12 protein-coding genes are annotated in these 12,148 nt (G+C 61.7%); 8 read left to right on the top strand and 4 right to left on the bottom strand.

Going from position 1 to position 12,148, the window contains the following annotated elements; all coding sequences use genetic code 11:
- Genes LB529_RS26490 through LB529_RS26475 form a run of 4 tightly spaced genes read left to right on the top strand, consistent with a single transcriptional unit; the run spans position 1 to position 3,140 of the window.
- Entirely contained in the window at positions 1–354 is a 354-nt protein-coding gene (locus tag LB529_RS26490) for a TIGR04076 family protein (RefSeq protein WP_140542327.1), read from the top strand.
- Complete coding sequence (locus tag LB529_RS26485) at positions 351–1,406, top strand: aldo/keto reductase (protein WP_224638600.1); 1,056 nt, start codon at positions 351–353, stop codon at positions 1,404–1,406. Before LB529_RS26490 ends, LB529_RS26485 begins: the two co-directional genes overlap by 4 nt.
- 5 nt (positions 1,407–1,411) lie before the next feature.
- Positions 1,412–1,864 (top strand): hypothetical protein, encoded by a 453-nt coding sequence (locus LB529_RS26480; RefSeq protein WP_224712763.1) that lies wholly within the window; start codon positions 1,412–1,414, stop codon positions 1,862–1,864.
- 16 nt (positions 1,865–1,880) lie between these two features.
- Complete coding sequence (locus LB529_RS26475) at positions 1,881–3,140, top strand: ABC transporter substrate-binding protein (protein WP_224638588.1); 1,260 nt, start codon at positions 1,881–1,883, stop codon at positions 3,138–3,140.
- A 1,233-nt stretch (positions 3,141–4,373) separates the two neighbouring features.
- On the opposite strand, the gene LB529_RS26470 is transcribed toward LB529_RS26475, so the two are convergent.
- From LB529_RS26470 to LB529_RS26455, 4 genes are read right to left on the bottom strand one after another with little or no spacing between them, the layout of a single operon-like run.
- Positions 4,374–5,312: a dihydrodipicolinate synthase family protein gene (locus LB529_RS26470; RefSeq protein WP_224638586.1), complete on the bottom strand. Its 939-nt coding sequence runs from the start codon at positions 5,310–5,312 to the stop codon at positions 4,374–4,376.
- Positions 5,313–5,319: 7 nt separating this feature from the next.
- Complete coding sequence (locus tag LB529_RS26465; RefSeq protein ID WP_224638584.1) at positions 5,320–5,841, bottom strand: hypothetical protein; 522 nt, start codon at positions 5,839–5,841, stop codon at positions 5,320–5,322.
- On the bottom strand, positions 5,831–6,826 hold the full coding sequence (locus LB529_RS26460) for a Gfo/Idh/MocA family protein (protein WP_224712762.1): 996 nt from the start codon (positions 6,824–6,826) through the stop codon (positions 5,831–5,833). Before LB529_RS26460 ends, LB529_RS26465 begins: the two co-directional genes overlap by 11 nt.
- Positions 6,823–7,782: a Gfo/Idh/MocA family protein gene (locus LB529_RS26455; RefSeq protein WP_263497408.1), complete on the bottom strand. Its 960-nt coding sequence runs from the start codon at positions 7,780–7,782 to the stop codon at positions 6,823–6,825. The genes LB529_RS26460 and LB529_RS26455 overlap by 4 nt, the downstream gene beginning before the upstream one ends.
- Positions 7,783–7,911: 129 nt before the next feature.
- Here LB529_RS26455 and LB529_RS26450 point away from each other — a divergent pair, with 129 nt between their 5' ends.
- From LB529_RS26450 to LB529_RS26435, 4 genes are all read left to right on the top strand, one after another.
- Positions 7,912–8,625, top strand: a complete 714-nt coding sequence (locus LB529_RS26450; protein WP_140542389.1) for a FadR/GntR family transcriptional regulator — start codon at positions 7,912–7,914, stop codon at positions 8,623–8,625.
- 21 nt (positions 8,626–8,646) lie between these two features.
- The gene (locus tag LB529_RS26445) at positions 8,647–10,221 is read left to right on the top strand and encodes an ABC transporter substrate-binding protein (protein ID WP_224638571.1); all 1,575 of its coding nucleotides are present in this window, start codon (positions 8,647–8,649) and stop codon (positions 10,219–10,221) included.
- 78 nt (positions 10,222–10,299) lie between these two features.
- A complete protein-coding gene (locus LB529_RS26440; protein ID WP_224638570.1) occupies positions 10,300–11,259 on the top strand; it encodes an ABC transporter permease in 960 nt (319 codons plus the stop codon).
- 26 nt (positions 11,260–11,285) lie between these two features.
- Entirely contained in the window at positions 11,286–12,146 is an 861-nt protein-coding gene (locus LB529_RS26435; RefSeq protein ID WP_411962585.1) for an ABC transporter permease, read from the top strand.
- The last annotated feature ends 2 nt before the right edge of the window (positions 12,147–12,148 follow it).

The following is a 12,148-nucleotide window of genomic DNA, read 5'->3' as shown; positions in this document are numbered from 1 at the left end:
ATGACCGACGACAGCTTCGAGCTCTTCGATCTTCGCGTCGAGGCGATCGTCCCCGAAGGCAAGCCGATTTATTGCGGCGCCAAGGCCGGCGACTATTTCGAGCTCAAGGGCGAAACGCTGTCGATGCCGGCAGGGCAAGGCTTTTCGATCTATTCGCTTGCCGCCGTGCTGCCGCTGCTTGCGGCAAAGCAGCGCCCGACCCAGAAGAATGACTGGATGACCTCGGACGCCGAGATCGCTTGTCCCGACCCCAATTGCTCCAGTCGGCTCAGGATCGTCAGGCTGGCCAAGCGGCGATTCAGCCATGCCGAAACCACGGCCGAGCCGCTGCCGAAGGAGAATAACGAGGGATGAGTGCTAAGACCTTCGAGCTCGGCCTAGGCTACAAGATCTCGCGCGTCATTCGCGGTGGGTGGCAACTCGCCGGCGGCCATGGCGCCATCGACGGCAACCAGGCGGTGGCCGACCTCATCGCTACCTTCGATGCCGGCATCTGGACCTATGACTGCGCCGACATCTACACCGGCGTCGAGGAGCTGATCGGCGCCGCCCGCCTGCGGCTGGCCGATGAGCGCGGCCTCGATGCGGCGGCCAGGATGAAGGTGCACACCAAGCTAGTGCCCGACCTCGAGCGGCTGGCCACCATCAGCCGCAACTATATCAGGGGCATCGTGGACCAGTCGCTGCTCAGGCTGAAGACCGAGCGGCTTGATCTCGTGCAGTTCCACTGGTGGGACTATGCGCAGCCTCGTTACTTGGAAGCGATGGGTTGGCTGGACGAGCTTCGATGCGAGGGTAAGGTGCACAATCTCGGCACCACCAATTTCGACACGCCCCGGCTCGCTGAAATCCTGGCCGCCGGCATCCCGGTGGTCAGCCAGCAGCTGCAATATTCGGTGCTCGACCAGCGGCCTGCGCACAGCCTCGCCGCAGTTGCGAAGACAAACGGCGTCAGCTTCCTCTGCTACGGCTCGGTGGCCGGTGGCTTCCTCAGCGAGAAATGGCTTGGCGTGGCCGAACCCACCACGCCGCTCGAAAACCGCTCGCTGGTCAAATACAAGCTGATTATCGATGATTTCGGCGGCTGGGATCTGTTCCAGCAAATGCTGCGGGCGCTCAAGTCCGTCGCTGATCGCCATCGGGCCGACATTGCCACCATCGCCAGCGCATGGGTGCTGGAGCAGCCGCGAGTGGCCGCCGTGATCGTCGGTGCCCGCAACCAGGCGCATGCATTGGCAAATGCGAACATCATGGACATCGAGCTCGATGCCGACGACCGCGCACGGATCGCTGCCGTCATCGCGCAAGGCGCCGGCCTCGAGGGCGATGTCTACGCGCTGGAGCGTGACCGCCACGGCCGCCACGGCTCGATCATGCACTACAATCTCAACGCGGGCCGGGTTTGAAAACGATGGACGGAAAGCTGTTTTCGCGGGCTAGTGCCGAAGTCGTCGACCTGCATCGCTTCTTCGCCGACTGGTTCGTTGCTGCGCGCGCCGATAGAGTGCATTTCGGCCGCTTCGAAGCCGCCATGGGGGAAGGCTTGACGATGATCGCACCAACCGGCCAAATCCTCGACCGTAAGGCCGTCGTTGAGCATGTCCGCTCCAGCCGCGCCACATGCGACGATGGCTTCGCCATCTCGATCGAGGACATCAAGCCCGGCTGGCAGGCCCGCGACACGATCGTCATCCTCTATGTCGAGGCGCAGTTGCGTGGCGGCAAGCACAGCCGCCGCCAGTCGAGTGCCGTCTTCACTGCTAGTTCATCGGCGCCCAATGGCGTCCAATGGCGGCATCTGCATGAACCTGGCTGCAGGTGCCGGAACACTGACACTTTCGAGACGTCAAACCAGTTCGTGTAACTAAAGGGGAACAACAATGAGAAGGACGATACTCCAACTCACCACCGCGCTCGCTCTCGTCACGATTGCCAGCGCCGCGCAGGCCGCCGATTGCAAGATCACCGTCGGCCTCGTCATGGAACTGACCGGTCCCGCCGGCGAATACGGCCAGGCCGGCGCCAAGTCTGTCGAAATGGCCTTCCGCGACATCAACGACGCCGGTGGCGTGCGCGGCTGCGATCTCGTCACCGACACGCGCGACAGCCAGAGCCAGGGCAACATCGCGGTCGATGCCGCGACCCAGCTGGTACAGGTCAAGAAGGTGCCGGCCATTATCGGCGGCATCATCTCCTCGGTGTCGATCCCGATCCTGACCTCGGTCACCGCGCCGGCCAAGATCGTCCAGGTCTCGCCGGCTTCGTCCTCGCCGACGCTGACGGCACTCGGCCGCGAGGGCAAGACCAACGGCATCTTCTTCCGCACCATCACCTCGGACGCGCTGCAGGGCGTGGCCGCGGCCAAATACGCCCTCGACAGGGGCTTCAAAAAGCTGGCGATCATTCACGTCAACAACGATTTCGGCGTCAACATGGTGGCCGAATTCTCGCGCGCCTATAAAGCGCTCGGCGGCACCATCGTTTCCGACACGCCCTACAATGAGAAGCAGTCGAGCTATGCCTCGGAAGTGACGGCAGCGATGGGAGGCGAGCCGGACGGACTTTATCTCGTCAGCACGCCGGTCGATGGCGCCACCATCGCCCGCACCTGGATATCGCAAGGGGGCGTGCAGAAATTTCTGCTCAATGACGGCATGAACAGCCCTGACTTCATCGAGTCGGTCGGTGCCGACTATTTGAAGGATGCCTATGGCACATCGTCCGGCACCAGCCCGACCGCATCGACCGAGTATTTCACCAAGAACTACAAGGCGTTCTCCGGTATCGAGCCCTCGAATCCGGCGGCCGACCGCTCCTATGACGCCGGCGCCATCGTTGGCCTTGCCATTGCCATAGCCGGCTCAGAGGATCCGGCCAAGATCAGGGATGCCATATACAAGGCGGTCGACCCGGCCGGCACGCCGATCTTTGCCGGGAAGGAGGAGTTCGCCAAGGCACTCGGCCTGATCAAGGACGGCAAACCGATCCGCTATGAAGGCGTCATCGGTCCGGTCGTCTTCGACAAATTCGGCGACATCACCGGTCCGTTCCGGTTGTGGAAGATTGTCGACGGCAAAGTGACCACCGATGGTGAAATGACCACCGACGATGTCAATGCCCTGCAGGCCAAGCTGCAGTAAGCTGGACAGTGCTACCGGCATCGACAGCATTTCATCGCGATTGCTGCCGGTATCGCTTGAGGCGGGGCGATATCACTTGCGCGGCATGCGATCGCGAATAGGATCGGCCGGCTGCAATTGAAGGATTCCTGGCGAAGGCTATGCCTCGATCGCTGCGACGCCCGAAGGCTAAGCCTGGGCGGCAAGGTAAGCTTCGGGGCGACGACGGGCTGGCTGCTGACGCTGCCGCTTCACAAGAGGCTCAGACCCAGCTTGTGCGCGATAGCCTGGCGTGAGAAAGCGGACCCTGCTAACGACAACTATCACGGTCTTTTTCTCGCCATACCGGTATCGACAAACCGTTCGTGCGCCGGTTGCGCAAGGATCTCCTGGCACATGGCGTGCCTCGGGTATGGTTGGACGAGGCTGAAATCCACATCGGCGCATATCCAGGGCTGCGGCCTTGGAGCGGCGAGGGGACTTGCCCACATCGCGCATGTCGTCGATATGAAGGTCGATGAGTTCGCCGAACATTTTCAGGCGAGCTATGCGGACTTGGTCGGGGTCTCACCGCGATCGACCTGGCGCTCGGTTTCGGTCGCCCAGCGTCCTGTTCAAATCGCACGCGAAAGTTCTGCTTCTCTTCTTTTTTCGTTTCCCACGACGGAGCCGCCGATAGTCCAATTCGGACGCTCTTTTGCCGGCGATATTGGCCGCTCCATCGCGGACGTTCACGGCGATAGCCGTGAGATCAATGTCCGAGGCGGCATCCATTTGCCTGGGGTTCTTGGAAGCTTTCGAACTTTCTGGGTCGCGCCTCAGCCCGAATTGAGGGTGCTCATGGACAAAATGGGACACTGGTCAGCTGACGCAATTCCAACGAGACCATGGCCTGATGAGCCGATGCAAGTGGCCGCTCCGCATAACTAGCGGCTACGCGGGCCATGGCAGCGCCGCGCTCGGCGTTGTCGCGCGCGATTCCTCCGTGCATTCCATGGTGAACTCTCGAACCCCACGAACATGACCGCTCAGCCCGATGGACGCCGCCAGGCGGCGGTTTCACCGCGACCGAAAGCCGAGCCGACCAAAACCGTGTCGGCGCAGAGTCGGTGGCGTTGAAGGCCGGCAAGGAAAACATCGCGATCGTCACGCCGACTTTCCTGATCGCGCATAGCGCCCGAGTACGAAAAGCAGCCGCAGCTGCCCCATATCGCCAAAGTCTCCCCGTCAGTACCATTCGGCAAGCGCGCCATGCTAGAACCATCCAGGGAAGGCAACGCGTGCCGCCGTCGCCAGCGGTGGGATGTCCTCGTCGGGGACCGAAGAATAGGGCCACAATAGCTGGGCCCTGATCGAACTCCAACTGCCGGCTGCCGCCATTGCCTTGTCGAGGGCGGCGTCGCTGACGGCGTAGCGTGCCCGAAATGGTAGGACGTGGTCCGCGAGAAAGGCCTGTACGCGTGCTTGTATCTCGAAGGCCGCTTGTTCCCCGGCTCGTATCTGCGCCCACCACTGCAGTGCGCCTTTCGGGCTAAGGCAGGCGATGTTCGAATAGCTGCCATGCGCACCGTTCGCGTAACCGGTTGCCAGCGTGTGGCCTGGCACGAACACCGAAAGGCCCGACAGTTCGCGCCGCATGCCGGCGTACCAGCTGGCGTCACCGCCGGGGAGTTTTGCCCCGACAAGCGAGGGTACCGCGGTGCCCAATGCGGCAATACTTTCTAGAGTCAGCCGCCGCTTGGCGTGCGGCGGGTTATAGAGCACCAGAGGAGTGCTTGGCGCTGCCTCGGCCAAGCCCGAGACGAAACGCAGCACTTCTTCGTCGCTTGGTGGCCACCAGTCCGGCAAGGTGAATTGCACTCCCGAGAGTCCCAATCCCGCAACCCGCTTCAATCGCTCGCATGCAACTCGCGGATTGGACTGGCTGATGCCGATCTGGAATGGGATTCTCGCGGCACTGGCGACTGCCGCCACCATCTCGCTCAGCCGGTCGAATTCTGCTTCAGTCTGGCAATGGAATTCACATGCCGTGCCGTTGGAATAGACGCCGTGAACGCCGGATGCGCAGAGCCGCGCGACGGTTTCTTGCGTGGCGCTCCAGTCGATATTGCCATCCAGGCCCACGGCCAGCATCACCGCGCCCCAGATGCCGCGCGGCGCGTGTTCGGGGAGGGCGGAGAGATGATCACTCATGGTCCGACTAGCGCAGCGTGAAGGAGAGCGGCATGAAGTCTCCAAGATTGACCTCTATGCGACCCCTCCTTGGAGCGATCAGCAGCGGCGACAACGATCCGGTGGTGATCACCATGCCTTTTTTGAAGCTGCCGAAATGATCGTCGGCCATTCCGGCGAAAGCGATGATGGAAGAAAGGGCGTCGCCAAACGGGTATTTGGCGGTCTCGCGCTGGCTGATCGCTCCGTCGCTGGAAAGCGTGATCGCCATCCCGTCGACCTTCGGCGCTTGCACTGGTGTCTGCCTGCCGATGACGTAACCGCCTGTGATCATATTGTCGGCCAGCGGCCCGAACGGGCCGGCTTTGGTCCGGTCGTCGATGCGAGAGCCGATGAGCTCGCGCTCCCGGAGCTGCTTCAACACCGCGCCTTGAACGGCCATCGCATCGCCGCGCGTCAGGTCGACCAAACGCGACCCCGGTACGCGTCGACGCGGGTTTCTGTGAGCCTCGGCGATGGCCTCGGCAATCGTATCTATGTCAGCCGGCATCAGCGATTGTTTCCTCGCGGCGGGATTTGTCCGAGGCGTGGGCTGCCTCGATGATGCCGATGAGGTTGCGCCCATAGGCGCCCGTCACTGGTACCGGCTTGTCGTCGACGATAGCGTCGCGCAACGCTGCCCATTCGCGTTTCACCGCATTGTGCATCCAGGCGGGCTCGAACGAATCCGGCAGGTCGGTCCACACGGTATCGCGACCAATCATCGTGCCGCGATCCATGTCGATGCGTAGCGTGCCGCGCTCGCAGACGAGATCCATCGCAAAGCCGACCGCACCGTTGCGATAGCCAATACTCTGCACCTGGCCCAGGCCGCCACGTTTGAAACGCAGCGCCAGCATCGACGTGTCATCCGCTTCCTGTTGATGGAATTTTGCGCCGAGCATGGCGCTCACCGAGATGACTTCGTCATCCATCAGCCAGACGAGACGGTCGAGCGCGTGAATGCCGGCCGTCATCAGCATGCCGCCACCGGTAGCGTTGCGCAGGTGCCAGTCGCGCCGGTTGTGCTCCATCCAGAGCTTGATCATCCAGCTCGACGCGATCAGCGGCCGTCCGATCTCGCCTGCCTCGATGACCTTCTTGGCTGCCATGCAAGGTTTCGAGAAATGCAGGAGGCGGGCGACCATCAGCTTGACGCCGCTCTGCGCCACAGCCGCATTGATTGCATCGCATTCGGCTACAGTTCGCGCCATCGGCTTTTCGAGCAGAATGTGCTTGCCGGCCTTGGCCGCGCCGATCGCCATTTCGGCATGCAGCGCGTGCGGGGCAGCGATAACGACGGCATCGACGCCGCTGTCTTCGAGAAGTTCGCGCCAGTCGGTGTAGCCCTTGCCGCCATATTCGGCCGTGAAAGCCGCCAGCGCCGTCGCGTTTCCACGGCAGGCTGCGACGAGGCGGATGCCGTCGACCTCCTTGATTGCGCGTGCATGCGCGGCGCCAAAATCGCCCGCGCCGATAATGCCTAGTGCAATCATCGTCCTGCCTTCTGATATGCGGCGTCGATCAGCGACATCGCCGCAACATAGTCGTCTATGGAGATTGCCGGCGCAGCGTTTCGCCGCAACCGTTCGAATGTGTCGCGCATGCTGAGGCGGTAGCGAGTAGCCGGCAGTTCGACCGGCAGGTCCACAACCGCAGCGTCGTCGAGAGTTGCGCAGGTCGCCTTGTCGCCACGGTCGATGAGCGTGGCGTTGGCGGAGACGATGCGCCATTCGAAATCCCCGCCAGGGAGCATTGAAGCGAAGGTATAGCCCGCCTCAATGGTGAACACCGCGCCGGCATTGTCCTCGAGCACCAGCAATGCGTAGTCCTCAACCGAAGCCCTGTGGATGCGGTTTCCTATCGATACAGCTTTGAGATGGAGCTCTCCACTGGCCAGGCTCAGCGCTGCATCGACACCGTGGATGCCCAGATTGCGCAATGCGCCGCCTCCGCCAATCGCGGGATCGACCACCCAGCCGACACCATCGGCGGCATAACGCTCGGGCGGCCCGTTGACGACGCGGAAATGGCCGTGCGCGACTTGGCCGGCGCGGCCTTCCCTTCGCAGACTCTCAAAGGCGATCACCGCCGGGCCAAAGCGATTGGGCAAAGGCACGCCGACGAAGGCATTTCGTTGATGGGCTAGGTCTCTCAGTTGCATCAACGGCGCCGTGCCGGTCGCTGCCGGCTTCTCGAGGATAAGCGGGACGCCGGCTTCGATTATCCTGCGCGCCCTGGCCGGCACGTTCGAAGGATGTCCCATCAGCAAGATCAGATCCGCAGGTGTTGCAAGAACGTCTTTGAATGCAGCAATCGCGCTCAGCGAGTTGCGCGCTGCAAAGCCCCTTGCATGCGCCTCGTCCTCATCCCACACGCCGATGATTTCAGCGCCGGCATCGCGCGCCGCATCGAGATGCAAGTCGGCGTGCCAATGGCTAATGCCGGCCAAAACGACTTTCATCTCCTGATATTTCCTCCTGCACTTGCAGGATATCCTACAAGTCGTTATAGGACAAGTCGCCAGCCTCTCAAGCGAAGTGGTTATCGGCGTCGGACAGCAGTGGAAACGGGAAACAAGATGCCGGTATTGAAGTCGATCGAACCGCTTAGCCGACCACCGCTTTTGCATGTGACCGTCCAGGAGAGCCTGCGGAATTATATCGAGGCGAACAGGCTCAAGGCAGGCGACCCGTTGCCCCCGGAGACCTTCCTGGCGCAGCGGCTCGGCGTTGGCCGCAATTCGGTCCGCGAAGCGATCAAGGCGCTGGAATCGATCGGCATCCTGGAGACGCGTCGTGGCATTGGCGTGTTCGTCAAGGAATTCTCCTTCAAGCCACTACTCGACAATCTGGCTTATGGCCTGCAGGACTCGCTGCGCGACGTCGAGGAACTGCGCGAGATTCGGCGTGTGCTTGAGACGGGGCTGATCTCCAAGACCATCGAGATGATCAGCGCCGAAGACATCGACGAGCTTCGCCGGTTGACCGAAAGCATGCGCCAGCGCGCGGAGCGCAGCGAGAGCTTTGCCGAAGAGGACCAGCAATTCCATCAGATGCTGTTCCGCTGCCAGAACAACCACATGCTCAGCGCATTGATCGATATCTTTTGGGTGGCGTTCAACAAGGCCTCGGATTTCACCAATCTCGACAATCCGACGCCGCTCGCCACCTGGCGCGATCATCATGAAATCGTCGAGGCGGTCGCCGCCAAGGATGTTGACCGGGCACGTAGCCGGCTCGACGATCACTACAGAGGTATCCAGCAAGTTATCGCCAAAAACCGCACAACCTGAAAAATGCCAAGGGAGGAAACCATGCGCATCAAGACGATAGCCATCGCTGCCGCGTTGCTGTTCGGCACCGGCCTGCCGACCATCGTGCAGGCGCAAAGTCCAAAGACCATTGCGGGTGGTTTCGACGTCGGTCCCGGCGGCTTCCCCAAGAACTTCAACCCGCTAGTCGCGACTGGCGGCTTCACCTGGCTCAGCACCTATTTTGAACCGCTGGTCATCTGGAATGCAGGGCTGACCCAACTCGAAGGCGACCTGGCCAAGAACTACACGGTGAGCGCCGACCAGCTGACCTATACGTTCAACCTGGTCAAGGAGAGCTGGCACGACGGCAAGCCGTTCACGTCGAAGGACGTGAAATTCACCATCGATCTTGCCAAGAACAAAGCTTCCGGCAGCCTGTTCGCGGCACGTCTCGGCGATATCGCTTCGGTCGAGGCGCCCGACGACAGCACCGTAATCATCAAGCTGTCGAAGCCGAACGCCTCCTTCCTGTCCATTCTTTCGCAGGTGCTGATCCTGCCGGAGCATTCTCTTGCCGGAATGCCGCCGGAGTCGCTGGCAACCAGCACCTGGTGGTCGACCAATCCGGTCGGCACAGGTCCGTTCAAGTTCAAGAAATACGTCACCGACCAATATGTCGAACTGGCCGCGGATGACGATTATCGTGGCGGCAAGCCGAAAGTCGACGTGCTGATTAACCGCTATTTCGAGAGCCCGGCCGCGGCGGTCGCGGCGCTGCGTGCTGGTGAGATCCAATTCACCTATGTCGAGCCTGACGACACGGCGTCGTTCAAGACCGATTCCAACTTCAAGGTGATCGAAGGCGGCTCCTACGTGGTCAACTATATCGGTCTCAACCAGCAGGTCGACCTGTTCAAGGATCTCAAGGTTCGTCAGGCAATCATGTACGCCATCGACCGTAACGCGATCATAGAGAGCCTCTATGGCGGAGCAGCCAAACCAGCCAACTGCGGCTTTGTGGCGCCGCAACTGGTGCCCGAAGGGCTGGAAACCTACGCCTACGACCCGGCCAAGGCCAAAGCGCTGTTGGCAGAGGCGGGCTGGGACAAGGTCAACGGCGACAAGCCCATTACTTTGCTGACCTATTACGGCTCTCCGCAGGCTGCCAATGTCATGGCAGCCATCCAGTCCATGCTGTCGCAGGTCGGCATTAACGTCGTGCCGCGCGTCGTCGACACGCCGACCTACAATGGCATCGTCTACAAGGGAGGCACGCCGGACTGGAACGCATTTCCCATGGTCTATGCCGGCCTGCAGAATGGCCCGAACCCGGCTGGCATCAATCCGGGCCTGAACAAGTCGCAGATTCCGCCTGCCGGCTTCAACACCATGCGCATCAAGTTCGACGACCTGAGCGCGGCTTTAGACAAGGCGCTCGGTGAAACCGATGCATCGAAGCTCGATGCCGCTTGGCGGGATGTTTGCAAGGTCATGAACAAGGACCTTCCGTGGGCAACGCTGTGGGTGGCCAATCGCTACGGCGTTGCCTCCAATAAGCTGAAGGATTTCGTCTGGACGCCTGCGCCCGCCGGCGGTCCTTACGCCGCTCATCCCGAGGCGTGGGACATTCAGTGAGCAGGCGGGTCTCCCGGCCCGCCACAAGGGCCGGTTTCCTCTGGGATTCGGCCCACACCATCCACTTGCGGAAAGCCAATGCTGAGCTTCATAGCCCGCCGCTGCGCCACAGGACTGTTGATGCTGGTTGCCTTGAGCCTCCTCATCTTCATCTTGTTGCGCCTGTCGCCTGGCGATCCGATCGACGCATATATCAATCCTTCCGTGCCGATGTCGGCTTCCGATCTCGAGACCCTGCGCGATCGCCTCGGTCTCGATCGGCCGCTGCCGCTTCAGTATTTCGGCTGGGTGCGTGCGGCTCTGTCGGGGGATTTCGGCTATTCGATCCAGCGCAACGGCGTGCGGGTGTTGCCGCTGGTGATGGAGCGCATCGGACCCACGGCTCTCCTGATGGGCACGGGGCTGGCGATCGCCATTGTCGTCGGTATTACGACCGGTATCTACAGCGCAGTGCGCCGCAACGCCTGGCCCGACATTGCGATGTCCGTGCTGTCGTTCATCGGCATATCGAGTCCGGCCTTCCTGACCGCTCTGCTTGGCCTCTATTTTTTCTCGGTTCTGCTGCGCTGGGCGCCGTCAGGCGGCATGCAGACCGCGGGCGCGCCATTCTCGATCTCCGATGTGCTTGCCCATCTAATTCTGCCGGCATGCCTGCTGTCGATCGGCCACGCGGCGCTGATCATGCGTTATATGCGCGCTTCGCTGCTCGAAGTGCTCAACCAGGATTATGTCCGAACCGCCCGGGCCAAAGGCGTGCGAGAGTTCTGGGTGATCATCAAGCACGCCACCCGCAACGCGCTCTTGCCGGTCATCACGCTGATCGGGTCGACCATTGGCATCGCGATCGGCGGCGCGATCTTCCTGGAGAGCGTCTTCAACTGGCCAGGCATGGGCTTGCTGCTGGTCAATGCCGTCGGCACGCGTGACTATCCCGTCATCATGGGTGCCACGCTGGTGATCGGTGTCTGCGTCATTCTGGTCAACATTCTCACCGATGTTGTCTACGCCTTTGTCGACCCGCGCATCCAGGTGGGGTGATGACGATTGCCGAGATCGAACCACCCATGCAGCGCACCAAAGGTCCATTGCGCCGCGCACTCGGCCGCTTCATCGAGAACCGCGCCGCGCGGGCCGGTCTGGTCATCGTGATCCCCGTACTGATAGCGGTCATGACCTACCACTGGTGGTGGCCATACGCTCCTAACGCCATCGACCTGAAGGCCATGAACAAGGGACCGTCCGCCACCCATTGGCTCGGCAGCGACGGTGTCGGGCGGGACGTTTTCGCGCGGCTTCTGCAGGGTGGTCGCATCTCGCTGCTGGTTGCCGTCTGCTCGGTCGCGATCTCCACCGTTATTGGCTTCCTCATCGGTGCTATCGCGAGCTTCGGCGGCCGCATCGTTGATGCAACCGCGATGCGCTTCGTCGATCTCGCCATGACCTTGCCGCCAGTCATCTTCTTGCTGGTTCTTGCCTCGATCGCCGGCACCGGCATCGCGCCGACAATCCTCGTCATCTCGCTGCTATCGTGGCCGGTTCTGTCGCGCATGGTCAGGGCCCGCCTCCTCGAACTGCGCGAGCGCGATTTCGTCGTTGCCGCGCGCGGCATGGGGGCAGGGCTGCCGCATCTCCTGTTTCGCCACGGCCTGCCCAATTGCATGGACATCCTCGTCGTCTACGCAACTTTGCAGATCGCCAACGCGATCCTGTTGGAAGCTGGCCTCTCTTTCCTCGGCCTCGGCATCGCACCACCCGAAGCGAGCTGGGGCAATATGCTCAATCTTGCCCGCTCCACCGTCGTCCTCGAACAATACCCCTGGCAGTGGATGTTCCCCGGTGCCGCCCTCGTACTCACGGTCCTCGCCATCAATTTCATTGGCGATGGGCTGCGTGACGCTTTCGATCCCCGATCCGATCTCAACTGAAG

It is taken from the genome of Mesorhizobium sp. CA5 (assembly GCF_020165105.1).
Lineage (GTDB): Bacteria > Pseudomonadota > Alphaproteobacteria > Rhizobiales > Rhizobiaceae > Mesorhizobium.
This window is presented reverse-complemented; position numbering and strand designations above follow the sequence as displayed.

Bases quoted from the DNA above. Each gene is read 5' to 3' on its own strand.
- LB529_RS26465 (WP_224638584.1), bottom strand. From the start codon at position 5,841: ATGCCGGCTGACATAGATACGATTGCCGAGGCCATCGCCGAGGCTCAC.
- LB529_RS26490 (WP_140542327.1), top strand. From the start codon at position 1: ATGACCGACGACAGCTTCGAGCTCTTCGATCTTCGCGTCGAGGCGATC.
- LB529_RS26470 (WP_224638586.1), bottom strand. From the start codon at position 5,312: ATGAGTGATCATCTCTCCGCCCTCCCCGAACACGCGCCGCGCGGCATC.
- LB529_RS26475 (WP_224638588.1), top strand. From the start codon at position 1,881: ATGAGAAGGACGATACTCCAACTCACCACCGCGCTCGCTCTCGTCACG.
- LB529_RS26445 (WP_224638571.1), top strand. From the start codon at position 8,647: ATGCGCATCAAGACGATAGCCATCGCTGCCGCGTTGCTGTTCGGCACC.
- LB529_RS26440 (WP_224638570.1), top strand. From the start codon at position 10,300: ATGCTGAGCTTCATAGCCCGCCGCTGCGCCACAGGACTGTTGATGCTG.
- LB529_RS26435 (WP_411962585.1), top strand. From the start codon at position 11,286: ATGCAGCGCACCAAAGGTCCATTGCGCCGCGCACTCGGCCGCTTCATC.
- LB529_RS26450 (WP_140542389.1), top strand. From the start codon at position 7,912: ATGCCGGTATTGAAGTCGATCGAACCGCTTAGCCGACCACCGCTTTTG.
- LB529_RS26460 (WP_224712762.1), bottom strand. From the start codon at position 6,826: ATGATTGCACTAGGCATTATCGGCGCGGGCGATTTTGGCGCCGCGCAT.
- LB529_RS26485 (WP_224638600.1), top strand. From the start codon at position 351: ATGAGTGCTAAGACCTTCGAGCTCGGCCTAGGCTACAAGATCTCGCGC.
- LB529_RS26480 (WP_224712763.1), top strand. From the start codon at position 1,412: ATGGACGGAAAGCTGTTTTCGCGGGCTAGTGCCGAAGTCGTCGACCTG.